Genomic DNA, 24,767 nt, shown 5'->3' with positions numbered 1-24,767 from the left:
ACATTTCCTGTCCCTTTAAATAATAAAAACCTTAAAAAATGCTTATTTATAAATTTCTTTTTCTGTAACAATGATCTCCGGTGAAATGTCTGTAGACTCCACCGGTACCTCTGACATCATCTGAAATTCAAATGCAACTGCAACCCTTGTGATATATGGATGTTTTTCCAGAAAGCGGTCATAAAAACCGCCGCCATAACCAACTCTGTGATTCTGCCTGTCAAACGCGACTCCCGGCATGATCATCAGAGCCTCTTCCCACTGAACGATCTCACCTCTTGCCGGCTCCGGAATACCAAAATATCCCTTTTCAAGCTGTGCAAAATCTGTCAGTTTATAAAATACCATATCCTGTCCAACTACTTTAGGAACCGCAACTTCTTTGCCATCATTCCATGCCGCTTCTATAATATACTTTGTCATAACTTCGTGATTATAATCCGCATAAGCAAGAATTCTCCGGCTGTTGCTGTATTCCGGAAGTGCCGTAACTGTTTCAGCAATTTTTCTGCTCCAGTCATCGATCTGCTGATCGGTGTGTGCTTTTCGCGCTGCAAAAACCTGTTTTCTAATTACCTTTTTTTCTTCCATATTTTTCACCTAGATTTACAATCGAACCATCTTTTTCCTGAATATTAATATTATTTAACTGTGCTCTGAGATTTTTACGCACGGCAGCCAGATATTCCTGTCGAAGTTCTGCCTGTTCTTTCTTTTCTTCTTCTGTAAGACCGACACTCTTCGCTTTATGTGCCAGAGCATTGATTCGGTCTATCTTCACATTATCCATCATAATAATTTCCTCCTAGAGAAGTTTTTCTATATAATCAATCAGGAAAAACTCTTCTTTTTTGTTTCCTGCAAATAAGGTACCATATTTTCTGCCTTCCATGATCTTGTGGATCACATGAAAATCCCGGCCATTCGCGATCACCATATCCGCACCTGCAGCCGTTGCTATCTCGGCAGCAGTCAGTTTTGTAGCCATTCCACCGGTTCCGACCTTGCTCTTTGGTCCTTTTCCCATACTCAGAAGTTTCTCATCCAGTACTTCGACAGTATCAATGAATTCTGCATTCGGATTCGAATTCGGGTCATCGGTAAAAAGTCCGTCGATATCAGAAAGCAGGATCAGAAGATCCGCCCCGATCAGGCCCGCGATAACTGCTGACAATGTGTCATTATCACCAAAGGATTCCAGCATCTCCAGCTCGTAGCTTGAAATGGAGTCATTTTCATTAACAACCGGAATTGCCCCGAGCTCCAGCAACTCTTCAAATGTATTCCGTGCATTTCTGCGGTTCAGGTTATTGACCATCGTATTCTTTGTCATCAGAATCTGCGCCGCCATCTGGTTGTACTCTGAAAAAAGTTTCTGATAGATCATCATCAGACGCGCCTGTCCAACTGCGGAGCATGCCTGTTTTTTCTTAAGTTCTGTCGGCTTCTCATGCATGCCAAATGCAGATGCACCAACTGCCACTGCACCTGAAGTAACCAGGACAACATCTTTGCCCTGGTTATGAAGATCACTCAGTTCTCTTACAAGCACTTCCAGTTTACGAAGATCCAGTTTATTTGTTTCCTTGTGGATCAAAGAGGAAGAACCAACTTTGATCACAACACGTTTTTTGTCTTTCAGTAACTCACGATAATTCATGGTATTTATTCTCCAGTAATTTCTTCTGCGATCTGTTTCAGGTCACCACCTGTAAACAGTCTCTGTTCTCTATTGATAGCTGATATCATCCACTCTGTCATCCTGTACGATCTCCACCCAGGTCGTTCCCGGATTCAGCTGAACTTCCTGATTATCATCTGTAATATAATGAGTCACACCCCATGGGGAATCTTTCTGCCAGGTGACATCGATTACTTTCCCTCTTGTGATATATTTGCCTCGTCCACCGGAATTTCCGTCACGATCGGTAATCGTCTCAATATCCTTATAGCTTGTTCCCTCATACGTAGTCACGTAAGAGTACTGGATCAGGATATTGTCACAGGTCAGTTGCTCTCCGGTAAGATCATCGATCTGTGCCGCACCATACTGGAAACGGCTGTATTTTTTTGTATTTTCATCATAAACAAACCATGGATGATTCACTGTAAAATTATCAAAATGTATCTCCTGTGCGGATGTACCCTGCGGAAGTGTGTTTTCAGTTCCATCAGGTACAAACACATAGTGCCCATCATAATCTTCTTTGTATTCTCTGCGGTATCCCATCTTGTCTATACCCTGCTGAAGCAGGTCATATGTTGTATAAGCATTGTGCGGAGCCTTACGGTCAGTACTCCTGAAATAACAGATTTTTCCCAGTTTCACGCCATTCAGATTGTCGATCAGATGCTGTTCAAAATATGGAAGTGCAAAAGCAGACTGTCCATAATGTGCATAAATTGCATCAAATTCATTCGCATAAAAGATATAATAATCTCTGCAGCTTCTGACGGAACCAATCCGTTCCAGATCTTTATAATCCTCAAAAATTCCCATCAGTCTTGTGATATCGCCCTCTACAGGTGCCTCATACACAACACCGGCATTCGCGATCCCACTCTGTGGGCATCCCTGCTTAATATTATTCAGCATAACCGCTACCGGGCGGACCCGGCCTTCCGATTCGGGAACATCCAGTCCTGTAAGGTAGCTTTTCACCATAGTATCAGCAAATACACCAACAGGTGTCGTTCCTATCATAACCAATGCCATAACTGCTGCCAGAAATTTCTTCTTCATAGATGTTCTCCTTTCAGATGGTGATCATCACCTGGTAATTCCCAGATCCTCCAGTGCCTTTGCCTGCTTGGCCTCCATTACCGCTGCCTCATCCGGTTCCATATGATCATAGCCGAGCAGATGCAGCATACTGTGTGCAAACAGGAAACTGAATTCCCGCTCTGTGCTGTGTCCATATTCTTCTGCCTGCGCATAGACCTTATCTACAGAGATCATAACGTCCCCAAGGATCAGTTCATCTGTATCAAGATCAAAATAGCTGTCATCGCCCTCGATCACTGAATAATCTGCCGGTGTCTTAAACGGTATCATCGGGAAAGAAAGTACATCTGTCGGTGCCCCAATTGAGCGAAATTCCGTATTTACCCGTTTGATTTCTTCGTTGTCAGTAATCACAAGATTTACGCAGACATCATAAGGACAGTTCTCTGTCTCAAGAATATGCTCAGCGACTTCTGATGCCAGTTTTTCATAATCAATATCCAGTTTACGTTCTGCTTCATAATCAATTTGTATGGTCATTCTTTTTCCTCCGGACTGTCCTTGTACCACCGGTACTTCTGGACGGTTTCTGTTTCTTTTCGTAATCTTCATATGCCTGTACGATCTGCTGTACCAGCGGATGACGTACAACGTCTTTGCTGGTAAGCTGGCAAAATCCAATATCATCTATCTTCTTAAGGACCTTTGCCGCCACATCAAGACCAGATACTGCATCTCTCGGAAGGTCTTTCTGAGACGCATCACCGGTAACAACCACTTTGGAGCCAAAACCAATACGGGTCAGAAACATCTTCATCTGTGCCGGTGTTGTATTCTGTGCCTCATCCAGAATAATAAATGCATTATCCAGTGTACGTCCTCGCATATAAGCAAGCGGAGCCACTTCGATCAGCCCTCGTTCCATATTTTTTGCGAAACTGTCAGCTCCCATGATCTGATATAATGCATCATACAATGGGCGCAGATACGGATCTACTTTACTCTGAAGATCACCCGGAAGGAATCCAAGTTTCTCCCCTGCTTCGATCGCCGGTCTGGTCAGAATGATACGGCTGACTTCTTCATTTCGAAATGCGGTAACTGCCATTGCCATAGCAAGGTAAGTCTTACCGGTTCCTGCAGGTCCGATTCCAAATACGATCATTTTCTTTCGGATCTGTTCTACATATTCCTGCTGTCCTAATGTTTTGGGTTTGATTGGTCTTCCCTGTATCGTATTACAGATAAAATCTTTATCTATTTCCGTGAGTACCTGATTTCGTTCCTCCATGGCAAGAGACAGTGCATAACTTACGTTCTGCCGTGTTATAGTATTGCCTCTTCCTGCAAGCGTCACCAGTTCCTCTATCAGTTTTTTTGCCTGAGTTGCACTCTGTTCGGTACCCAGGATCTTCAGCATGCCATCTCTGGATATCAGTGTTACATTTAACGTCCGTTCAATCAGCTTCAGGTGTTCGTCAAACTGACCGAACACATTTCCCTCCAGATCTGCAGGCACCTGCGTATATAGCTCGATAATGCTGTTAGCCATCCTCTGTTGTCCTTTCTGCAGGCTGCTCCGGTATTTCTACAGGAGTCTCCTCTCCGATTTTTTCTATAATTTCCAAAAAACCTTTGCTTACACAGGTCTTGTGGTCAATTTCTATTTTAACATTATTTGCAGATATTTGAACCCCTTTTTGCATTAATTTTTCTTCATACCTCTGCAAAGTATGCCATGCAAGTTTTTTTACTTCTTCCCTTGTATACTCTTTTTTTATCTTTCTGTACTGGTTTTGGGTAATATACCCTATTGAGCACGGCAGCTGAAAACTTTTGGTCAGATACATTTTCTGTTCTTCTGCAATCTGATACCAGCCATTTTTTGTCCTGTCTGCAATTTCCAAATAAAATCTGCCTGCTTTCAGATAGATACCCTTTTTCTTTTTACCGGTCCATTCATATGTCTCATAGATCATTGGAATCTCATGATAATATGCCTTCTGTCTTTTTATATAAATATCTGCATCTGCATGAACCGCTTCATACTTTACAACCTCCTGACTGTCATCCTTTAATTCCAGTATTCCCGATACCAGGATTTCACCTTTTTTACATAAATCCCCAACCTTTTTCCGGGGCAGTCCGCTTCTGGTTATCATTTTTATGATCTCACCATCGCGTTCTGCCATAATATCACAGGCAGATTTGTCCTTTTCTTCTGTAGTCTGTATAAATATCCCTTCTCTGACTGTAAGGAGCAGTCTGGTTCCCTCCAGTTTTGCTGATACCCACGTAATATCCGGATATTTTTTACGGATTTCAGCTGCAATCTCACTGCAGCTGAGCCTTTCTTTTGCCATTCCATGCCTGATTCCTTTTTGTTCCAGAAAATCCAGTATCTCAGGTGTGCTGTTTCTGACATTTCCCTCTACGTCAATTTCCCACAACCGTCCGGACAGGAACAAAAGCAGTCCTGCACATAAAAGTAATCCAAGAAAAAAAGCCTTTCTCTTTTTACTTCGGTAAAAAAAGAAAGGAAGTCCATGCTTTTCCAGAATATGAATTTTTACTTTTGTTTTTCTATGTATTGGAGCGAGTCTGAAAAAATCTCTGATCTGCAGACATCCCGTAAGACTCAGATCTGATTCTTTTCTGAGATCACTGATTCGAATCTCATGCGCTCTGCACAGATTCAGAAAACGTTCTGTCTGTTCCCCATATATCCTCACACGAACGTATCCATTTCGAAACCCGGCATACTTTTTCATAATCTCCTCCTAACCTTCCAGGATAATCTCCGTAATCACACCTTCAATATACATTTCTTCAGGTGTATACATCGGAATCTTCAGTCTTTTTCCCTGTATTCGAAGTTTCCCCTGAAAAGTCAGTAATATTATTTCTTCTTTCTCATACCGCAAAACACTTCGATAGTTGCAGACTACTGCCTGATGTTTTCCTGTAACAGTAAACACCGTTTCTTTCATTGCCAGATCTCTCGGTATTTCCAGCGAGGTAACAAGATTTTCTTTCCATTGTCCCATCTTTTTCATAACAAAAACCTCCCTGGCGCTCATTATAAATGTACGCCGGAGAGGTCTTGTTTATTCTCTGATATTTTATTTAAAAAGCACCATGGAAAACCAGAGTATCGTATTTCCGCCCAGATTATACTCCATCTGCTGTTTCTCTACGATCTCACTTACTACCACGCCATGGCTTTCCAGGCAAGGATGCATTCGGTCCGGATGTCTGCACGGTTTGCCATGTGGATATGCACAGTCCTCACAGATATCACAGGATTCCGTTGAAAGTGTAAACGTCTCAAATCCCTGTTCTTTCAAAAAACGGGCAACTTCCGTTGTCAGTTCTTCGTGTGCAGCTCTTGTTTGCAGCATTTCCTGCATATTCATAAGATCAGAAACTTCTGCCACACTGGAAAAGAAAACAGCCTGTCCAAACTTGCGGATTCTTTCCTCGCATTCTTTCAGAGTACCCACAGCCGGCGGACATGCCCAGGTCGATCCATACCGTTCACATTCCTGCTGACAGACGATCCTTACTCTCTCCTCGACAGACAGATCTCCGGTATTCAGGATACGATATTCAAAGATCGGATACTTCGCAATAAAATCTTCAAATTTATCAATATTCAGTTCTGCCGCCATCAGGGTTCCTCCATTTTAATTAATCCAGAATAATCAGCGCCATGAATACAAGGTCTTCATCGCCGCTGTTTGTAAGTCCATGTCCTTTGCCGTCCGGAGTAAATGTCACATCACCGGCCTGCACCATACGGAGTGTTCCATTATCACTGTAAATACCTTTTCCTGAAAGAATATAATACGTTTCACTCTCATTATGATGTTCATGATATCCCAGAGAACATCCCGGTTCCAGAGTTACCTGCGCATATAATTTGCATTTTCCGTTTAACTGCTTCTCATCAAGGAGACGTTTCACCAATGCATGTCCCTGTCCACCTGCCATATGTTCTACTCGTTCTGTTGTCATATCACTATATCCTCCTTTTTTGGAAATCATTTATTGCAAGCCGGAGTTATTTCCGGTTTGTGTCTTTTTATTTATGATAAGGTTCATGGTTCAGGATCCTGTAGCCACGATAGATCTGCTCCAGAAGAATCATCTGCATCAGCTGATGAGGAAATGTCATTCTGGAAAAGCTCAGTTTATAATCTGCTCTTTTCAGGACTTCATTGCCAAGACCTAACGAGCCTCCGATCACAAATGCGACAGAACTTTTGCCTTCTACACCCAGACGTCCGATTTTTTCGGATAACTCAACGGAATCCAGCATTTTACCATCAATCGCAAGCGCAATTACATAATCCTGTTCCCGGATATGCTTCATCAGACGTTCCGCTTCTGTATTCTTAATCTGCTCGTTCAGTGCATCAGATGCTTTATCCGGTGTCTTTTCATCCGGAACCTGGCAAAATGTCAGTTTGCAGTAACGGCTCAGACGCTTCGCATACTCGGCAATTCCATCATTCAGATATTTTTCTTTAATTTTCCCTACAGTTATGATCTTAATTTCCATTTACAGGTATTCCTCTATATAATTTTCAAATTCTTCTGCAGACATCAGTACCTTACGAGGTTTCGTTCCTTCCTCCGGTCCGACAACCCCTGCATCACATAACTGATCCATGATTCTTGCAGCTCTGTTGAAACCGATTTTGAACATTCTCTGGAGCATACCAATCGATGCCTTTTCTTTTTCAATAATGAATTTACCGGCCTCCACAAAATAAGCATCCCTGTCGTCAGCCGAAGAACCACCGGTGCCACCGGACATGCCTGCCGTATTTACCTGCTGTTCAATCTGGGAATTGTACTGCATTCCCGGATTCTTTTCTGCCAGAAAGTCAACAATACTGCTGACTTCTTCATCGGATACAAAAGCCCCCTGCAGTCTGGCCGGTTTCTGATATCCCTGCGGATAAAACAGCATATCGCCCTTTCCAAGAAGCTTCTCTGCTCCATTCATGTCAAGGATCGTCCTTGAATCAACACCAGAAGATACAGAGAATGCAATTCGTGACGGCATATTTGCCTTGATCAGACCGGTGATAACATTTACAGACGGTCGCTGTGTTGCAATGATCAGATGAATACCTGCAGCACGTGCAAGCTGTGCCAGACGACAGATTGCATCCTCCACTTCTCCAGGAGCAACCATCATAAGGTCTGCAAGCTCATCTACAATAATTACGATCTGCGGCATCTTCTCAGGGCGCTCTTCTCCTTCCGGAATACGCATTCCTTCAACTTTGCGGTTATATTCCTGAAGATTTCGAACACTGTATTCTGCAAACGTATTGTAACGATTCATCATCTCTGTTACTGCCCAGTTCAATGCACCGGCAGCTTTTTTCGGATCCGTGACAACCGGAATGAACAGATGTGGAATACCGTTATAAACACTGAGTTCCACTACCTTCGGGTCAATCATGATCAATTTGACATCTTCCGGAGATGCTTTGTACAGGATACTTACGATCAGGGTATTGATACAGACAGATTTACCGGAACCTGTAGCACCCGCGATCAGAAGATGTGGCATCTTGGCAATATCCGTAACAACCGGTTTTCCTGCAATATCTTTACCAACTGCAAAAGACAGCCTGGACTTTGCACTCTGAAATTCCTGTGACTGAAGGATCTCTCTCAGCATAACAGCATGATTTTCTTTGTTCGGTACTTCAATACCAACAGCCGCTTTGCCCGGAATCGGTGCCTCAATACGAATGTCCGGCGTTGCAAGGTTTAATTTGATATCATCTGCCAGATTGACGATCTTACTTACTTTAACGCCCATTTCCGGCTGCAATTCATATCTGGTGACAGTTGGTCCGCAGCTTACATTCGTCACAGTTACATTCACACCAAAATTATGCAATGTATCCTGCAGCTTCTTCGCAGTCTTGCGAAGATGTTCATCGGAGTCTCCCTGTGATTTGCCATCTCCACGCTTCAGAAGTTTCAGCGGCGGATAATGATACTCACGCTTAACCACTTCATTCTGCTGTGTAATCTCTTTCTGGATATTTTGAATTCCACTTTCAATCTCCTGTTTGGAAGACTTCGGATTTTTGACTGACTGTGAAACAGGTCTTGTCTCCGGCTGCGGCACAGATTCCGGAACATTCTCAGACACCGGCTCCTGCACCTGCTGTACTTCCGCATATGTTTCTACCGGCTCCGGTTCAGAATAGCATTCTGATAATTCCGGTACATCCTGCTCTGCCGTTGGCTGCACATAGCTGTCTGATGGTTCCTGATAAAATTCTTCCGGCTCTGCACGGTGAATCTCAAACATCAGAGTCTGTGGTGAAGCCATCGCCATCGTGTTCTCCACAAGCATATTCTCAGGCATCTCATCCTTCTGGTCCTGCCTCACAGTTTCCCCGTGTTCTGCATTTCCTGCAAAATCTGAAGTCATATCTGAAACTACAGCTACGGAATCTGTATCTGTGGCAGTATCATTTTTTATGCCTTCTGCAGTCTTCTTATGATCTCTGAGCACTGTCTTACGATTCTTTTTCTTCTTTGCTTCCGGTGGAACAAGCAGCGTCCCTTCAAGAAATCCTGTAGATTTCTTCTCTTTAGCTGCAGCCTCTTCTTCATCATTGTTTTCCTGTGCCAGAGCCTCTTCCAGTTCGCGCACACGCTGCGCCTGCCGTTCTTCTCTCCTCTGTCTGCGTTCCTGCACACGAAGCTCTTTGCGAAGATCTCGCTCCGGCTGTCCCTCCATATACATGTCATGTCCATCTCTGGCAAGTGCACAGACTGCATCCCAGATACGGAAAACAAAACCAAAAAATGATTTCTGCGTGATCAATATCAGAGAGATCAGAAGTACAAGAATAATAATCACATATCCCCCCGCAACACCAAATGCGGAAGTCGTAGAAATGCAGATAGCTCCACCAAGCACACCACCACCCGTTCTATATGTAGAACAGGTCGAATAATACTCCGACATTGTAGTACTGGACATATATCCCTCTGTCAACAGCTGAACCAGGCCGCACAGAAAAACAAAAAACACAAGCGCAGCAAGTGCTTTTTTGTATGCAAGAGGATTCTTACTGTTCGATACAAGAAATGCAGCACCAACAAAGATCAATACCGGAAAAACATACGCAAGCAATCCCATAATCCCGAAAGATGCCTTACTGATCGCAGCACCGACCACTCCACCCATGCCAAGATTACTGATGATCAATATGATCGAAGCCGCCAGAATTGTCAGCAAAATGATCTCTGTCTGGAATCCGCTGGTAACTCCCTGCTTTTTCACCTGTTTTCTGGTCTGTTTTTTTCTCGTATTTTTACGTCCGGAAGTGGTTTTTGCGGTTCCTCTTCGGTTACTCTGTTTCTTTGTTGCTGCCATTCAGGCACCCCTCCTAATGATTCTTCATAAAAATCCGCCGGAAAATCAGAAAATCCTCCGGCAGAAAAAATATTCCCAACTATGCAAAATTTGCTACAAGCGCAATAATTCCCACAATAAAACAATAGTATGCAAAAAAGCGGAATTTTCCGTTGTGTACAAGTCTCAGGCATGCCCGGATTGCCAGACTTCCAACAACTGCTGCAATGATCATTCCAAATACATAAGAAAAGCCAAGCCCTACTGTCATATCTGCAGAACCAAACTGCCCAAGTTCCATGATCAGTGCACCGATAATTGCCGGAATCGACAAAATATAAGAATACTTCACTGCAAATGTACGGCTGAATCCGCTCATCAACCCGGCACTGATCGTCATTCCACTTCTGGAAAATCCCGGAAATACCGAAAGGCCCTGACAGATTCCGATCCACATGGCATTGGAAAAGCTTGCATCCTTAGCTGCTTTTGTGCCGCCTACCTGACTCAGATCAATTACCAGAAGAATAATCCCCGTGATCAGAATCCCAACACCCGGAAGAAGTTTTGAAGCTGCAGACATTGCAACAAGTCTGCGTGCTGTATATCCCAGAAACATCGTCGGAATCATGGAAACCATCAGTAGAACTGCAAATTTACGGTAAATATTGCTTATAATCTTTGCATAATGAAGCTCATCCCCGGTACGTCTGTTATGTATATAGAGATTTGCATTTCCGATCACATCCATAAACATTTCAATGGATTCCACTGCCAGTCTGCGAATATCCTTCTGAAAAGTCATAAAGATCGCAGCCAGTGTTCCGACATGAAGCATAACCTCCATGAGTACTCCGGGTCCATGTTCCATACCAAGTATATTCTGAACAAAACAAAGATGTCCAAAACTGCTGACCGGAAGAAATTCTGTAATTCCCTGCACTATAGCCAGTAAAATAATATAAAGAACTATCATATTTTTATCCTTTTCTTTCAACTAATCTGTACCATATTATCCGGTAAATTTCTCATAACCGCCTATAAAGGCATATTAACAGTGGATAGTATAACATATTCCCGAAAAACTTACAAGACAGCAAAAAAGAACTTGTGTTCTTATTCCATTCAAAAAAAGACCTTCCGACACATTTCTGTACCGGAAGGCCCCTGATTCATTTTATTTATTTTTCAGATATTCATCGATACCTTTGGCTCCGGCTTTACCAGCTCCCATAGCAAGGATAACGGTAGCCGCACCTGTAACAGCATCTCCACCGGCGTAAACGCCATCTTTGGAAGTCTTACCTGTTTCTTCTTCAGCAACGATACATCTTCTCTTGTTGATCTCAAGTCCTTTAGTAGTGGAAGAAATCAGCGGGTTCGGAGAAGTACCAAGTGACATGATAACGGTATCAACATCCATATCATATTCAGAACCTGGAATCTCAACAGGACGTCTTCTTCCGGATGCATCCGGCTCGCCCAGTTCCATCTTAACAACCTTCATACCGCTTACATGTCCGTTCTCGTCAACAAGGATTTCCTTCGGATTTGTAAGAAGATCAAAGATGATTCCTTCTTCTTTAGCATGATGAACTTCTTCTGCTCGTGCAGGAAGCTCTGCTTCACTTCTTCTGTATACGATATGTACTTCAGCACCAAGTCTGAGAGCAGTTCTTGCAGCATCCATAGCTACGTTACCACCGCCGACAACAGCAACTTTCTTACCTGCTGCGATCGGTGTATCATAAGAGTCATCGAATGCTTTCATCAGGTTGCTTCTTGTCAGGTACTCGTTTGCAGAGAATACACCGCTTGCGTTTTCACCCGGGATTCCCATAAACATCGGAAGACCTGCACCGGAACCGATAAATACAGCTTCAAATCCTTCATCTTCGGTCAGCTGATCGATTGTTGTGGATTTACCGATAACAACGTTTGTTTCAAATTTAACACCGAGTTCTTTAACTTTCTCGATCTCTTTCTTAACAACTTTCTGTTTTGGAAGACGGAATTCCGGAATACCATAAACAAGAACTCCACCAAGTTCATGAAGAGCTTCAAATACGGTTACATCATATCCGGCCTTTGCAAGATCACCTGCGCAGGTAAGTCCGGACGGACCAGAACCGATAACAGCAACTTTATGTCCGTTCTTAACTTCTGCTCCGACTGGTTTAATATCATGTTCCAGAGCATAGTCAGCAACGAATCTTTCCAGTTTACCGATAGAAACAGCTTCACCCTTCTTACCACGGATACACTGTCCTTCACACTGAGACTCCTGAGGACATACACGTCCGCAGATAGCCGGAAGTGCGGAAGATAATCCGATCACTTTATATGCTTCTTCAATGTTTCCTTCTTTGATCTGCTCGATAAATCCAGGAATATTGATGGACACCGGACATCCTTCTACGCATTTCGGTTTTTTACAGCCCAGACATCTCTGTGCCTCTTCCATTGCTTCTTCCTGATTATATCCAAGACAAACTTCTTCAAAGTTTGTAGCACGTACCTTCGGATCCTGTTCTCTTACCGGTACTTTATTTAACATTTTTGCATCTGCCATTACTTGTCACCTCCGCACTGTCCGCATCCACCGTGGTGGGTATCGCCTTCCTGAAGCTTCAGTAATGCACGTCCTTCTTCAGTCTTGTACATCTGGCTTCTCTTCATAGCCTGATCGAAATCAACGAGATGTCCGTCGAATTCCGGTCCGTCTACGCAGGCAAATTTAATTTCATCGCCAACCTGGAGACGACATGCTCCACACATACCAGTTCCGTCAACCATGATCGGGTTCATGCTGACGATCGTGTGGATACCAAGTTTCTTAGTAAGAAGACAGACAAATTTCATCATGATCATCGGTCCGATCGCAACACAGACATCATAGTGTTTACCTTCATTTGTAACAAGGTCTTCCAGAGTCTTTGTTACCATACCGGAACGTCCATAAGATCCGTCATCTGTTGTAACATAAAGGTTGGAAACAGCTGCAAGTTCTTTTTCAAGAATAACCATATCCTTTGTTTTGGAACCAAGGATTACGTCTGCAGTAATACCATGCTCGTGAAGCCATTTTACCTGCGGATAAACAGGTGCTGTACCAACACCTCCGGCTACGAATACCATTTTCTTTTTCTTAAGTTCTTCGATGTCTTCATGAACAAATTCAGAAGGACATCCCAGAGGTCCTACAAAGTCACGGAAAGAATCTCCAGCTTTTAATTCGGACATCTTAATAGTAGATGCTCCAACTTCCTGGAATACGATTGTAATCGTTCCTTCTTCGCGATCATAGTCACAGATTGTAAGCGGAATTCTCTCGCCCTTCTCATCCATTTTTACGATGATGAATTGTCCTGGCTGACAATGGCTTGCAACACGCGGTGCGTGTACGACCATAAGATGAATCTTAGCTGCCAGTGTTTCAGCTTTTAAAATCTTATACATTGTTTCCCTCCTAGCATATTTTCATTCAATCCTCTAATAATAATACGCTAAAATCTGCTATATGACAAGGAAAACATTTATAAAGATGCATAAAAATGTCTTTTTTTTCACAATTTTTTATATTTTATTATTTTTCGTGTCAATCATCTCATGCAGTTTTGCAAGTGCCTCACGGATTCCTCCAATCTCATCAATCAGCCCTTCTTTTACTGCCTCCTCACCTTCCAGAAGCGTTCCGACATCTTTGACCAGCTGACTGGTATCCAGCATCAGTTCTTCCAGTCGTTCCTGCGAAGCTCTGGAATGTGTCGCAATAAAGCCTGTGATACGGTCCTGAATTTTTTCCATATTACGATAGGTCTGGGCCACTCCGATAAACATCCCACTCGAACGCACCGGATGAATTACCATCGTGGCACTTGGCACAGCAAAAGAATAATCTGCTGACACAGCCATCGGCACACCGATTGAATGACCGCCGCCAAGAACCAGAGATACCGTTGGAATACTCAAAGAAGCAATCATCTCTGCAATAGCAAGTCCTGCCTCCACATCACCGCCAACCGTATTCAAAAGAATCAGAAGTCCTTCCACGTTTTCATCGTCTTCGATCATTGCAAGTTTTGGCAGAACATGTTCATATTTTGTTGTTTTACTCTGCGACGGTGCAGCATCATGGCCTTCTACTTCACCAATGATCGTCAGAAGTTCGATCCGGTGTCTCTTCACATTCTGGTCAAGTGTCAACTCACCCATTTCCCTGATCTGCTCATTTTCTTTTTCTTCTTTATCCAAAGCCTGCTGTTTGTCATTCTCGATTTCTTTTTCAGACATAAAAAATACCTCCATGAAGATTCATGAAGGTATTTTGCGTCAAACTACGCTCTGTTATACATACAGATCATATCATTCGTTCCAGTTTGTCCAAACATCTGTAACATCATCATCCTCATCGAGAAGATCCAGTGTTCTCTGCAGGTTCTTGACATCCTTTTCATCTGTCAAATCCACATATGTCTGCGGAACCATAGCAACCTGAGCTTCTACCATCGGGATACCAGCTTTTTCCAGAGCCTCACGCACGGCACTGAAATCATCCGGAGCTGTCAGGATCTCAAAGCTGTCTTCTTCTTCGTTGAAATCCTCTGCGCCTGCATCAAGTGCTGTCATCATAAGCTCGTCTGCATCCATCTCACCACATTCGTCTTCCAGTTCTTCTTTATCAATGATGATCTGACCTTTCTGATCAAACATAAAGGATACACATCCCTGAGTTCCGATGCTTCCATAACCTTTTGTAAATGCATTTCTTACATTACTTGCTGTACGGTTTTTGTTGTCAGTCAGAGTCTCAACGATGATTGCAACACCATTCGGACCATATCCTTCATATGTAGCACGTTCATAACTGTCAGCAGAATCTGCACCGGCTGCTTTTTTGATACCACGTTCAATTGTATCATTCGGCATGTTGTTTGCTTTTGCTTTTGCGATAACGTCACGAAGTTTGCTGTTGTTGTTCGGGTCCGCACCGCCGGCTTTGACTGCCATAACGATCTCACGGCCGATTACAGTAAATACTTTACCTTTTTTTGCGTCATTTTTTTCCTTTTTGTGCTTTATGTTTGCGAATTTTGAATGTCCTGACATTTTTCACTCTCTCCTTTTGTTTCTTTGTCATTTATTTTTTCGGCTCTTACTCTTCCGATGGTTCTGTTTCCAAGTGAAAGAATCTTAAATCTGTAGCCGTTTGCAACAATTTCTTTGTCCAGATCCTCCCTGGACGGAATATGTCCCAGAAGCTCTGTCAGATAACCGTTCAGCGTTTCCATTTCTACATCACCGAATTCAATATCCAGTTCCTGCTCCACATCATCCAGACTGGCAAGTCCATCAATAATGATACTGTTATCTACCTGTGTCCGAAATGTATCCCTGCTCTCATCGTATTCATCAAAAATATCCCCGACGATTTCCTCAATGAGGTCTTCCATCGTTACGATTCCTGCCGTCTGACCATACTCATCCACGACAACTGCCATATGTACCTGTCTGGCCTGCATGGTACGGAAAAGCTGTCCGATATGTCTGGTCTCAGGAACAAAAGTCGCTTTCCTGATAAGCCCCGGAAGCTCTTTCAGTGGTTTGAACTTCGCCCATGGATTCTGTGTAAAGAATTTCAGTGCATCTTTGTAATGGATCAGTCCCCGGATATCATCCATATCTTCCCCGCAGACCGGATATCGGGAATTTTCCTCTTCCATCATATGATTCACAACATCCTTGAGCAGATCATCCATCGCAAAAGCAGCCACACTGCTTCTGTGAGTCATAACCACACCCACTTCTTTATCTTCAAAAGCAAAAATATTCTGGATCATCTCTGCTTCATCTTTCTGGAGGACACCTTTCTCATGTGCCTCATCCACCATAGAGATGATTTCTTTTTCCGTAACAGAATCTTCCTGTTCCCCTTTAAAGAAATGAAAAACTCTGAAAAAAAGGCCCTGGATCCAGTCTATAACCTTCGCCGGCCCCCTGCGGGGCAATCGACTGCCATCGTCCATTTTGTATCTATTCCTTCCGTAATTTGTTTAAAATCAGCACAATTACTGCTAAAATATAGCACTTTAGCTTCTGTTCGTCAAGGATAACAGCCTAAAAAGTAAGTTCAAGGCTGATTTCAAGGGCATGATTCACTCGATCCAGCATTGTCTGGTCAAGATGGCATACCTTATCCTTCAGCCTTTTTTTATCGATCGTACGCAGCTGTTCCAACAAGATCACCGAGTCCTTCTCAATTCCATAAGAAGAAGCATCGATCTCAATATGCGTCGGCAGCTTTGCCTTATTCATCTTAGAAGTAATCGCAGCACAGATGACCGTGGGACTGTGTCGGTTGCCCACATCATTCTGAATGATCAGAACCGGGCGGACACCACCCTGTTCACTCCCAACTACCGGCCTTAAATCTGCATAAAAAATATCCCCTCTTTTAATTACCACACAATCACACTCCGATTCTTTTTTCTCTGGAATTAGTATTTCCATTTTTCTTCTGTGTATACATGCGTGGTGCTGCAGTTTATTCGAAGAAGGTCAGATCTCCCCATTCTCTGCCGTCTTTTATATAGACTCTCGGGACACGTTTACTGATATCGCAGGCAAATTCATAAGAAAATCTGCCGGACATATCGCCGAAAGTCTCAATGCTGATAAATTCGTCTCCGTCCCTGCCGATCAATGTTACCTCATCTCCATGTTTCACATCCGGAATATGTGTAACATCCACCATGAACTGGTCCATACAGACTCTGCCAAGGATCGGTGCTTTCTGTCCATGTATCAGAACCCATCCTTTATTAGACAGAGTTCTCGGATACCCATCCGCATAGCCAACCGGAATCGTTGCAACACGAAGATCGTTTTCGGAAGCAAATGTTCCGCCATAACTGATCGCCGTTCCTGCCGGAAGATCCTTCACATAAGCCACATGACTCTTCAGCTCCATCGCCGGCTTCAGTTTCACAATGTCCCTCTCCACTTCATCGGACGGATAAATACCATAGATCGTAATTCCCGCACGGACCAGGTTCAGGTTTGCCTCTGGCATACGAATGATTCCCGCACTGTTCGAGCAATGCTTCAGCGGAATCTGTACTCCCGCCTTTTCCAGAAGGTCAGCAAACGTAAGATAACGTTTCAGCTGTTCTACTGCCGGAGCTTTATCCGTCTCATCTGCCCGCGCGAAGTGTGTAAACATACCTTCAATCTCAACATTTGGAAGTGCGGCGATCTTTTTGATCTCCTCAACGCTTTCCGGCTTATCTGCAAATCCAATACGGCTCATTCCGGTATCCAGTGCAATGTGGATATGCACCTGTCTGCCCTGGCGGACTGCCTCATCAGAAAGGATTTTTGCCACATCATACTCACAGACCGTCAGGCGCACATCTTTTCTGATCAGTTCCTGGAAATACTCTTCAAAAACAAGTCCGAGAATCAATACCGGTTTCTCAATCCCGGCATCTTTCAACTGAATCGCTTCCTCTGCTGTCGCGGTCGCAAATCCCCAGATGTACTCATAGTCTTCTATAAGACGCGAAATCGCTTCTGCACCATGTCCATAACCATCGGCCTTGATAACAGCTACGATCCTGGTACCATCTGCAATGTTTTTCTTCATTTCCTCAAAGTTATGAGCAATGGCATCCAGTGATACTACTGCTTTAACTCTCTCAAATTTTTTCATAATACCCTCCTCTTCCTGCCTGATCTGCTCAGATATTTCGGTATTCTATTTATTTTTCAAAACTTCTGAAGCTCCTCGCACAATATCTCCGGCCTTCATACCTGCTGTTCCTTTTTCTTTCGCTGCCAGATCTCCTGCCATACCATGAAGCAGTACTCCCAACGCAGCCTGTCTGCCTGTATCCGGCAGTTCCGTCCTTTTATTCAGGAACATTGCCAGCACACCTGCAAGAATTCCGGTCAGAACATCTCCACTTCCCGCAGTCGCCATTCCAGGATTTCCCGCCAGACTGATCCAGGTATTTCCATCCGGTGCTGCCGTCACGGTACATGCATCTTTCAGCACACAAACCGCACCGGTCTCTGCCGCCAGCTCCCTCGCTGCTGCAATACGGTCTTTTTGAAGTTCACTGACCTTTTTTCCTGTCAGCCGTCCCATCTCACCCATATGTGGTGTCATGACCACGCGGCTCGTAAGATACTGTTTCCATTCCGGATGCTGTGCCAGCAGATTCAGCCCATCTGCATCCAGTATGACTGGTTTAGCAGCTCCTGATGCTGCCTCCAGAAACCACTGTACTTTTTCGGCAGCCTGGTACGTAGTTCCAATTCCCGGGCCGATCACCACAATATCGCACCAGTCAAGATCTTTTGCAAAATCATCGCCACAGTCAAGCATTGCTTCCGGCAGCATTGTCTGCAGTGGAATCCGATTCTCTTCTGCCGTAACGATTTTCACCATTCCGCTGCCCACTGCAAAAGCTCCCGACGCACTGAGGTAAGCCGCCCCACACATGCCCGGACTTCCGGCAACGACCAGAATCTTTCCAAAAGTTCCTTTGTTTCCATCAACAATTTTATCCGGCAGAAAATAAATATCTGTTTTTTCTGTCTGCCATAAATATGGTTTCACCTTATCACTTGTGTAGATGCCAACATCCGCAACGATCACTTTACCGGCAAATTTCCTGCCCGGATACAGGCAAAGGCCTGCTTTCCGAAATGCAAATGTCACTGTCAGATCTGCATGAAAAGCAATTCCAAGTTCTGCTCCTGTATCGCCATTTACTCCGGACGGAATATCAACAGCCACTTTCCAGGCATTCAACTGATTCAGTGCCATGATCACATCTCTGTAACTGCCCTCGACCGGACGACTCAGCCCAACGCCGAAAATGGCATCTACTATAGTAGTATATTCCTCTGTTTCCAGGTTATTCACAACCGGCACCTGACAGGCAGCTGCAATATCCAGCTGACGCTGCATTTCCACAGTCCTGTGGTCCGGATTCCCCACCAGATACAGACTTGTACGATAACCATGCAGTTTCAGAATACGGGCAACAGCCACGCCATCTCCTCCGTTGTTCCCGCTTCCGCAGACACAGAGAATCCGTTCTTCCTGTTTTTTGTCTGCCAGCGTCCGTTCCAGTTCTTCTGCGACTTTCAGAGCTGCCCGTTCCATCAGGACACAGGACGGAATCCCGATTCCCTCAATCATATTTCCATCAAGAGCTTTCATTTCTTTACAGGTCACAATCTGTTTCATTCTTTTTCCTCACCTGCCATAATTAGCATAAAAGGCCATTACGCAGCCTCCTTGCCATAAGGAGCCGGGTAACAGCCTGTCTGTCCGTCCTGCCATCACTTTATAAGTGCTGCTTATTTCTCATCGTCTATATGTTCCTGACGATACTGACTGAGATTATAGGATAATGTCATAAGACTCTCTGAAAGATGAACATTCTCCACGATCACATCATCCGGAGTATCCAGATCGATATGTGCAAAATTCCAGATAGCTTTGATTCCGTTCTCGATCAGAATCTCCGCCATATCACGTGCCTTATTCTTCGGCAATGTCAGAATTGCGATCTCAATATTGTTTTCTTTCATAAAAAAAGGAAGATCACTGATCATCTGAATCTCAATCCCACGAACCGCAATTCCCTCAAGTACCGGATTTACATCAAAAATACCGGCCAGCTTGAATCCTCTCTTCTCAAACTCAACATAATTGGCAAGTGCCTGCCCCAGATTACCAGCTCCTACAATGATCATCGGATGCACGATATCCAGCCCCAGGATCTTACCGATCTCTGTATAAAGATATTTTACATTATAACCGTATCCCTGCTGTCCAAATCCCCCGAAATTATTCAGATCCTGACGTATCTGAGACGCTGTAACACGCATTTTTTTACTAAGATCATTGGAAGAGATTCTCTCTACATTGTCTTCCAGAAGTTCACCAAGGTATCTATAGTAACGTGGCAGTCTCTTAATCACAGCTTTTGAAATCTGTTTTGCTTCCACCGTTGTCCCTCCTTACACTTTCTCGTTAATTATAACGAATTGACATTTTGTTGTCAATCAATGTTGTCAAATATGTACAATTTTCATTGATTTTCCTTTACAAAGGCCATTTTTGCTTTTATAATCATACCGTATATTTACTTCGGAGGAATAACTATGATTTTATCATGTCAGGGTATCTCCAAATCCTTCGGTGAAAAAGTGATTCTGGAAGATGCCTCTTTTCATATAGAAGAACGCGAAAAAGCTGCTCTGATCGGTAATAACGGTGCCGGCAAGACCACACTTCTTCGCATTATAATGGAAGAGATCCATGCAGATGCCGGACAGGTAGTTCTTGCCAAGGACAAACGCATCGGTTACCTCGCCCAGTATCAGGATGTACAGGGACACCTTTCTGTATATGAAGAACTCTTAAGCACCAAACAGTATATCATCGATATGGAAGAACGCCTTCGTGCCATGGAAGTCCAGATGAAAAATGCTTCCGGCGAAGAACTTGACCGCCTGATGAACTCCTACACCCGCCTGACTCATGAATTTGAACTGGAGAATGGCTATGCCTACAAAAGCGAACTTATGGGTGTTCTGAATGGTCTCGGATTTACAGAAGAGGATTTTACCAAACAGGTGGCGACTCTTTCCGGCGGTCAGAAAACACGTGTTGCCCTCGGTAAACTGCTGATTTCCAAACCAGATATCCTTCTGCTCGATGAGCCTACCAACCACCTGGATATGGAAAGCATTGCCTGGCTGGAAACTTATCTTCTCAATTATCCTGGTGCTGTTTTCATTGTATCTCATGACCGCTATTTTCTGGACAAAGTTGTCACAAAAGTCATCGAGATCGATGCCGGACAGGTTCGTATGTACGCCGGTAATTACTCCGCTTATGCAGAGAAAAAAGCACAGCTTCGTGATGCCCAGTACAAGGCATATCTCAACCAGCAGCGCGAGATCAAGCATCAGGAAGCCGTTATCGTCAAGCTGAAATCTTTCAACAGAGAAAAATCCATCAAACGTGCAGAGAGCCGTGAAAAGATGCTGAATAAGATTCAGCGGGTCGACAAACCGATCGAAGTCCAGAGCCAGATGCGTCTTTCTCTTGAGCCACGCGTGGTCAGTGGAAACGATGTCCTTACCGTAGAAGATCTCGCCAAAAGTTTCCCGCAGCAGAAACTTTTTTCCAATATTTCTTTCCAGATCAAACGAGGCGAGCGCGTAGCACTGATCGGAAACAACGGAACCGGCAAAACTACAATGCTCAAGATTCTCAACGGACTTCTGGATGCAGACGCCGGAAGCTTCTCTCTGGGTGCCAAAGTGCAGATTGGTTACTATGATCAGGAGCATCATGTACTTCATGCAGAAAAAACAATTTTTGAGGAAATTTCAGACACATATCCGACACTCACCGAGACACAGATCCGTAATATGCTGGCAGCATTTCTCTTTACCGGAGACGATGTATTCAAAGTGATCTCCTCTCTTTCCGGTGGCGAACGAGGCCGTGTTTCTCTTGCCAAACTGATGCTTTCCGAAGCCAATTTCCTGATCCTTGATGAGCCTACCAACCATCTGGATATCGCATCCAAGGAAATCCTGGAAGAAGCACTGAACAGCTACACCGGAACGGTACTGTACGTTTCTCATGACCGTTATTTCATCAACCAGACTGCAACCCGCATTCTGGATCTGACAAATCAGTCAGTTGTCAACTATATCGGTGATTACGACTACTATCTGGAGAAAAAAGAAGAACTGACTGAGAAATATGCTCCGACTGCACAGGAAGCCACCGAAGAAGTTAATGAAGAAACACCTTCTGAGGGAAAACTCACCTGGCAGCAGCAAAAAGAAGAACAGGCTCGCAAGCGTAAACAGGAAAACGAACTTAAAAAAGTCGAAAAACGCATCGAGGAACTTGAAACACGAGATAAAGAGATCGACGACACTCTCGTTCTTCCGGATGTCTGTACGAATGTAGGACGCTGTGCGGAACTGAGCCGCGAAAAAGACAAGATTCAGGCAGAACTTGAAGAATTATATGAAAAATGGGAGGAACTTGCGTAACTGCAATTTTCTCTCCCAATATTACAGGAGCCACTGTATCGCAGTTGATACAATGGCTCTTTTGTGCGTATATTACAACATTTTCTCCAGAGATTCTCTGATTGCAAGGATGAAATCACGGCTGTTCAGTACAGTCGGATTCTCAATTGTTGTGATCAGTGCAAGGTCTTTGGTCATCTTGCCACTTTCAATCGTGGAAAGGGTAGCGTTTTCCAGTTTATCTGCAAACTCTTCCAGTTTCTGATTGCCATCCAGTTCTCCACGTTTACGAAGAGCTCCTGTCCATGCAAAGATTGTTGCTACAGAGTTTGTAGATGTCTCTTTTCCTTCCAGATGACGATAATAATGTCTCTGTACTGTTCCATGAGCTGCTTCATATTCGTAATATCCTTGAGGAGAAACAAGTACTGATGTCATCATTGCAAGAGAACCGAATGCAGAAGAAACCATATCGCTCATAACATCTCCGTCATAGTTCTTGCATGCCCAGATAAATCCGCCTTCTGCCTTCATAACACGCGCTACGATATCATCGATCAGACTGTAGAAATAAGTAAGTCCTGCTTCTTCGAATCTGTCCTTAAATTCTGTGTCAAATACCGTCTGGAATACTTCTTTGAATTTCGCATCGTATGTCTTGGAGATTGTATCTTTCGCACCAAACCATACATCCTGCTTCGTATCCAGTGCATAGTTGAAACAGCTTCTTGCAAAGCTTTCAATGGATGCAGTCATGTTGTGCATGCCCATCGCAACTCCCGGTGCTTTGAACTCCTGTACAAGGGAGCGTTTCTCTTCGCCGTCTTCAGAAGTATAAACCAGCTCAACCTTACCTGGTTTGTCAATGTACATCTCTGTATTCTTGTAAATATCTCCATATGCATGACGCGCAAGTGTAATCGGTTTCTTCCAGTTGCGTACACATGGCTCAATTCCCTTTACAACGATCGGTGCACGGAATACTGTTCCATCAAGGATTGCACGAATCGTACCATTCGGGCTCTTATACATCTTCTTGAGATCATATTCGTCCATACGTGCATGATTTGGAGTGATCGTCGCACATTTTACTGCAACACCATATTTCTTAGTTGCTTCGGCGGCATCAATCGTAACCTGATCATCTGTTTCATTACGATAAGTCAGTCCAAGATCATAATACTCTGTGTTCAGATCAATAAACGGAAGAAGAAGTTCATCTTTGATCATTTTCCAGAGGATTCTGGTCATCTCATCTCCGTCCATCTCTACCAACGGTGTCGTCATTTGAATTTTTTCCATAATACGTCTCCCTTGTCTGATATCTGATTTTTTGCAACTGTTTATCTCCGAACAATTGCCAATTTCCTACTATTCTATCCGAAAAAAGGACTTCCGTCAATACTTTCGGCCTTTACTATGATAAAATCATGCATTTTTGTTTATACAATAATGTGGTTTTCTTATAGAGCCATAAATTTCCGGCAGTTGAACTTTCCCCATCCCTGCTGGTTTCTCGGCAGCCCCATATCATCGCAGCTGTCTCTCAACATCATTTTTATCTCTACATTGGAAAGCAGTGGGTCTTTTTCCAGTGCCAGTGCAATTGCACCGGATACCAGCGGAGTTGACATGGACGTTCCGCTTTTCATGCTGTACAGGTTTCCAGCTCCCGGAGTACACGCCATAATCTGCCGTCCTGGTGCCACCAGATCCGGTTTACACACGCATTCAAATGTTGGTCCGCGCCCGGATACTGCCCGCTTTCCCGAGAGCATATCACTGGATCCCACCGTAATGATCTTTTTGCTGCATCCAGGTGCCGTCACGCTCCCCGGCTTCGGTCCCTGATTTCCTGCCGCTGCGACCACCACCAGGCCTTCATCCCATAATTTCTCCACACCCTGCACCAGTACATCCTGCTCGTTTCGCGTACGATAAGTCGTTCCCACAGAAATATTAACAATTCGAAGCTTGTATCGTTCCCTGTTCTGTAAAATCCAGCGAAAAGCCTGCAGGACATCTTCTTTATTTCCATTTCCAAACCGATCAAGTACTTTCAGCGCTGCTATCCTGCTGCCTGGTGCCATCCCTTTATATTTTCCCATGGAGGCCCTGCCACTCCCGGCCAGAATTCCGGCTACACAGGTTCCATGTCCATTGTCATCATATGGAGATTTTTTATGCGCTATAAAATCCGCAAAAGCACAAATTCTGCTGTCAAAATCTATATGCGGATAGATTCCCGTGTCAAGAATTGCCACTCCGATTCCCTTTCCTGTATAAAATGACTCGTTCATGCATATACTCCAGATAAAGGTTTCTATATTAATATATTCCAGTTTCAGTGAAAGGGGGTGCGGAATTTGATCATTGTAGCACTTATTGTGTTTTTCTGCCTGCAGGCATTTGTGCTCTTCTGCTGCCTCGCCGCCGGAAATGACCCCGGATCACAGGAAATATCCGACCAGGAACAGATGGAATATATCCAGATGTGGATGAAAGATAAAAAGGGGCTGTCGCTTTAACGATTAATAAATCGTGAAGCGGCAGCTTCATTTT

The 24,767-nt window shown here is 43.9% G+C and carries 26 protein-coding genes; 2 read left to right on the top strand and 24 right to left on the bottom strand.

Going from position 1 to position 24,767, the window contains the following annotated elements:
• Positions 1-42: 42 nt before the first annotated feature.
• From LI112_RS15535 to LI112_RS15430, 22 genes are all read right to left on the bottom strand, one after another.
• Positions 43-591 (bottom strand): 5-formyltetrahydrofolate cyclo-ligase, encoded by a 549-nt coding sequence (locus LI112_RS15535; protein ID WP_022388736.1) that lies wholly within the window; start codon positions 589-591, stop codon positions 43-45.
• Positions 569-790: a DUF896 domain-containing protein gene (locus tag LI112_RS15530; protein WP_227191017.1), complete on the bottom strand. Its 222-nt coding sequence runs from the start codon at positions 788-790 to the stop codon at positions 569-571. The genes LI112_RS15535 and LI112_RS15530 overlap by 23 nt, the downstream gene beginning before the upstream one ends.
• Positions 791-805: 15 nt before the next feature.
• Complete coding sequence (gene proB / locus LI112_RS15525; RefSeq protein WP_227191006.1) at positions 806-1,660, bottom strand: glutamate 5-kinase; 855 nt, start codon at positions 1,658-1,660, stop codon at positions 806-808.
• Between the two features lie 69 nt (positions 1,661-1,729).
• Positions 1,730-2,743: a DUF3048 domain-containing protein gene (locus tag LI112_RS15520; RefSeq protein ID WP_227191005.1), complete on the bottom strand. Its 1,014-nt coding sequence runs from the start codon at positions 2,741-2,743 to the stop codon at positions 1,730-1,732.
• A gap of 27 nt (positions 2,744-2,770) precedes the next feature.
• Positions 2,771-3,265, bottom strand: a complete 495-nt coding sequence (gene ybeY, locus LI112_RS15515) for an rRNA maturation RNase YbeY (RefSeq protein ID WP_055056165.1) — start codon at positions 3,263-3,265, stop codon at positions 2,771-2,773.
• Entirely contained in the window at positions 3,249-4,277 is a 1,029-nt protein-coding gene (locus LI112_RS15510) for a PhoH family protein (RefSeq protein WP_117592267.1), read from the bottom strand. Before LI112_RS15510 ends, ybeY begins: the two co-directional genes overlap by 17 nt.
• On the bottom strand, positions 4,270-5,496 hold the full coding sequence (locus tag LI112_RS15505; protein ID WP_117592264.1) for a sporulation protein YqfD: 1,227 nt from the start codon (positions 5,494-5,496) through the stop codon (positions 4,270-4,272). The genes LI112_RS15510 and LI112_RS15505 overlap by 8 nt, the downstream gene beginning before the upstream one ends.
• A 9-nt stretch (positions 5,497-5,505) precedes the next feature.
• Positions 5,506-5,781: a YabP/YqfC family sporulation protein gene (locus LI112_RS15500; RefSeq protein ID WP_022388743.1), complete on the bottom strand. Its 276-nt coding sequence runs from the start codon at positions 5,779-5,781 to the stop codon at positions 5,506-5,508.
• 66 nt (positions 5,782-5,847) lie between these two features.
• Entirely contained in the window at positions 5,848-6,396 is a 549-nt protein-coding gene (locus LI112_RS15495; protein ID WP_055056162.1) for a DUF2284 domain-containing protein, read from the bottom strand.
• Between the two features lie 19 nt (positions 6,397-6,415).
• The gene (locus tag LI112_RS15490) at positions 6,416-6,742 is read right to left on the bottom strand and encodes a cupin domain-containing protein (protein WP_055056161.1); all 327 of its coding nucleotides are present in this window, start codon (positions 6,740-6,742) and stop codon (positions 6,416-6,418) included.
• Between the two features lie 67 nt (positions 6,743-6,809).
• A complete protein-coding gene (rlmH, locus tag LI112_RS15485; protein WP_005423370.1) occupies positions 6,810-7,289 on the bottom strand; it encodes a 23S rRNA (pseudouridine(1915)-N(3))-methyltransferase RlmH in 480 nt (159 codons plus the stop codon).
• The gene (locus tag LI112_RS15480) at positions 7,290-10,148 is read right to left on the bottom strand and encodes a DNA translocase FtsK (protein ID WP_227191003.1); all 2,859 of its coding nucleotides are present in this window, start codon (positions 10,146-10,148) and stop codon (positions 7,290-7,292) included.
• A gap of 79 nt (positions 10,149-10,227) precedes the next feature.
• Positions 10,228-11,103: an undecaprenyl-diphosphate phosphatase gene (locus LI112_RS15475; RefSeq protein WP_117997567.1), complete on the bottom strand. Its 876-nt coding sequence runs from the start codon at positions 11,101-11,103 to the stop codon at positions 10,228-10,230.
• Positions 11,104-11,304: 201 nt separating this feature from the next.
• Positions 11,305-12,699: an NADPH-dependent glutamate synthase gene (gltA, locus tag LI112_RS15470; protein WP_227191001.1), complete on the bottom strand. Its 1,395-nt coding sequence runs from the start codon at positions 12,697-12,699 to the stop codon at positions 11,305-11,307.
• Positions 12,699-13,586: a sulfide/dihydroorotate dehydrogenase-like FAD/NAD-binding protein gene (locus LI112_RS15465; protein WP_227191000.1), complete on the bottom strand. Its 888-nt coding sequence runs from the start codon at positions 13,584-13,586 to the stop codon at positions 12,699-12,701. Before LI112_RS15465 ends, gltA begins: the two co-directional genes overlap by 1 nt.
• A 117-nt stretch (positions 13,587-13,703) precedes the next feature.
• Positions 13,704-14,420, bottom strand: coding sequence for a ClpP family protease (locus LI112_RS15460; protein ID WP_227190999.1), 717 nt, complete (start codon positions 14,418-14,420; stop codon positions 13,704-13,706).
• A 72-nt stretch (positions 14,421-14,492) separates the two neighbouring features.
• Positions 14,493-15,236, bottom strand: a complete 744-nt coding sequence (locus LI112_RS15455) for a YebC/PmpR family DNA-binding transcriptional regulator (protein WP_005423396.1) — start codon at positions 15,234-15,236, stop codon at positions 14,493-14,495.
• Entirely contained in the window at positions 15,206-16,153 is a 948-nt protein-coding gene (locus tag LI112_RS15450) for a hemolysin family protein (RefSeq protein WP_005423398.1), read from the bottom strand. The genes LI112_RS15455 and LI112_RS15450 overlap by 31 nt, the downstream gene beginning before the upstream one ends.
• A gap of 91 nt (positions 16,154-16,244) precedes the next feature.
• Positions 16,245-16,637, bottom strand: a complete 393-nt coding sequence (locus tag LI112_RS15445) for a type II toxin-antitoxin system PemK/MazF family toxin (RefSeq protein ID WP_005423406.1) — start codon at positions 16,635-16,637, stop codon at positions 16,245-16,247.
• A 34-nt stretch (positions 16,638-16,671) separates the two neighbouring features.
• On the bottom strand, positions 16,672-17,838 hold the full coding sequence (gene alr, locus LI112_RS15440) for an alanine racemase (protein ID WP_055065680.1): 1,167 nt from the start codon (positions 17,836-17,838) through the stop codon (positions 16,672-16,674).
• A 45-nt stretch (positions 17,839-17,883) separates the two neighbouring features.
• Entirely contained in the window at positions 17,884-19,386 is a 1,503-nt protein-coding gene (locus LI112_RS15435; RefSeq protein ID WP_151190345.1) for an NAD(P)H-hydrate dehydratase, read from the bottom strand.
• A gap of 113 nt (positions 19,387-19,499) precedes the next feature.
• A complete protein-coding gene (locus LI112_RS15430) occupies positions 19,500-20,153 on the bottom strand; it encodes a redox-sensing transcriptional repressor Rex (protein WP_144369345.1) in 654 nt (217 codons plus the stop codon).
• Positions 20,154-20,309: 156 nt separating this feature from the next.
• On the opposite strand from LI112_RS15430, the gene abc-f reads away from it, so the two are divergent.
• Positions 20,310-22,226 carry a ribosomal protection-like ABC-F family protein gene (abc-f, locus tag LI112_RS15425; protein ID WP_227190998.1) on the top strand — a complete coding sequence of 639 codons (1,917 nt, stop codon included), beginning with the start codon at positions 20,310-20,312 and terminating at the stop codon, positions 22,224-22,226.
• 72 nt (positions 22,227-22,298) lie between these two features.
• Here abc-f and LI112_RS15420 read toward each other — a convergent pair whose 3' ends face one another.
• Positions 22,299-23,507, bottom strand: a complete 1,209-nt coding sequence (locus LI112_RS15420) for an NADP-dependent isocitrate dehydrogenase (protein ID WP_144369347.1) — start codon at positions 23,505-23,507, stop codon at positions 22,299-22,301.
• Between the two features lie 161 nt (positions 23,508-23,668).
• Positions 23,669-24,505, bottom strand: coding sequence for a S8 family peptidase (locus LI112_RS15415; protein WP_118367745.1), 837 nt, complete (start codon positions 24,503-24,505; stop codon positions 23,669-23,671).
• 66 nt (positions 24,506-24,571) lie between these two features.
• Here LI112_RS15415 and LI112_RS15410 point away from each other — a divergent pair, with 66 nt between their 5' ends.
• Positions 24,572-24,733: a hypothetical protein gene (locus tag LI112_RS15410; protein ID WP_227191018.1), complete on the top strand. Its 162-nt coding sequence runs from the start codon at positions 24,572-24,574 to the stop codon at positions 24,731-24,733.
• Positions 24,734-24,767: the final 34 nt, after the last annotated feature.

It is taken from the genome of Blautia sp. 210820-DFI.6.14, assembly GCF_020558815.1.
Taxonomy (GTDB): Bacteria; Bacillota; Clostridia; order Lachnospirales; family Lachnospiraceae; genus Blautia_A; species Blautia_A obeum.
This window is presented reverse-complemented; position numbering and strand designations above follow the sequence as displayed.

Coding starts and splice junctions, on each gene's coding strand:
- LI112_RS15505 (WP_117592264.1), bottom strand. CDS start 5,496: ATGAAAAAGTATGCCGGGTTTCGAAATGGATACGTTCGTGTGAGGATA.
- LI112_RS15420 (WP_144369347.1), bottom strand. CDS start 23,507: ATGGAAAAAATTCAAATGACGACACCGTTGGTAGAGATGGACGGAGAT.
- LI112_RS15500 (WP_022388743.1), bottom strand. CDS start 5,781: ATGAAAAAGATGGGACAATGGAAAGAAAATCTTGTTACCTCGCTGGAA.
- LI112_RS15510 (WP_117592267.1), bottom strand. CDS start 4,277: ATGGCTAACAGCATTATCGAGCTATATACGCAGGTGCCTGCAGATCTG.
- alr (WP_055065680.1), bottom strand. CDS start 17,838: ATGAAAAAATTTGAGAGAGTTAAAGCAGTAGTATCACTGGATGCCATT.
- LI112_RS15475 (WP_117997567.1), bottom strand. CDS start 11,103: ATGATAGTTCTTTATATTATTTTACTGGCTATAGTGCAGGGAATTACA.
- LI112_RS15535 (WP_022388736.1), bottom strand. CDS start 591: ATGGAAGAAAAAAAGGTAATTAGAAAACAGGTTTTTGCAGCGCGAAAA.
- gltA (WP_227191001.1), bottom strand. CDS start 12,699: ATGGCAGATGCAAAAATGTTAAATAAAGTACCGGTAAGAGAACAGGAT.
- LI112_RS15455 (WP_005423396.1), bottom strand. CDS start 15,236: ATGTCAGGACATTCAAAATTCGCAAACATAAAGCACAAAAAGGAAAAA.
- LI112_RS15480 (WP_227191003.1), bottom strand. CDS start 10,148: ATGGCAGCAACAAAGAAACAGAGTAACCGAAGAGGAACCGCAAAAACC.
- abc-f (WP_227190998.1), top strand. CDS start 20,310: ATGATTTTATCATGTCAGGGTATCTCCAAATCCTTCGGTGAAAAAGTG.
- ybeY (WP_055056165.1), bottom strand. CDS start 3,265: ATGACCATACAAATTGATTATGAAGCAGAACGTAAACTGGATATTGAT.
- LI112_RS15495 (WP_055056162.1), bottom strand. CDS start 6,396: ATGGCGGCAGAACTGAATATTGATAAATTTGAAGATTTTATTGCGAAG.
- LI112_RS15445 (WP_005423406.1), bottom strand. CDS start 16,637: ATGGAAATACTAATTCCAGAGAAAAAAGAATCGGAGTGTGATTGTGTG.
- LI112_RS15465 (WP_227191000.1), bottom strand. CDS start 13,586: ATGTATAAGATTTTAAAAGCTGAAACACTGGCAGCTAAGATTCATCTT.
- LI112_RS15435 (WP_151190345.1), bottom strand. CDS start 19,386: ATGAAACAGATTGTGACCTGTAAAGAAATGAAAGCTCTTGATGGAAAT.
- LI112_RS15460 (WP_227190999.1), bottom strand. CDS start 14,420: ATGTCTGAAAAAGAAATCGAGAATGACAAACAGCAGGCTTTGGATAAA.
- LI112_RS15490 (WP_055056161.1), bottom strand. CDS start 6,742: ATGACAACAGAACGAGTAGAACATATGGCAGGTGGACAGGGACATGCA.
- LI112_RS15520 (WP_227191005.1), bottom strand. CDS start 2,743: ATGAAGAAGAAATTTCTGGCAGCAGTTATGGCATTGGTTATGATAGGA.
- LI112_RS15415 (WP_118367745.1), bottom strand. CDS start 24,505: ATGAACGAGTCATTTTATACAGGAAAGGGAATCGGAGTGGCAATTCTT.
- LI112_RS15530 (WP_227191017.1), bottom strand. CDS start 790: ATGGATAATGTGAAGATAGACCGAATCAATGCTCTGGCACATAAAGCG.
- LI112_RS15450 (WP_005423398.1), bottom strand. CDS start 16,153: ATGGACGATGGCAGTCGATTGCCCCGCAGGGGGCCGGCGAAGGTTATA.
- rlmH (WP_005423370.1), bottom strand. CDS start 7,289: ATGGAAATTAAGATCATAACTGTAGGGAAAATTAAAGAAAAATATCTG.
- proB (WP_227191006.1), bottom strand. CDS start 1,660: ATGAATTATCGTGAGTTACTGAAAGACAAAAAACGTGTTGTGATCAAA.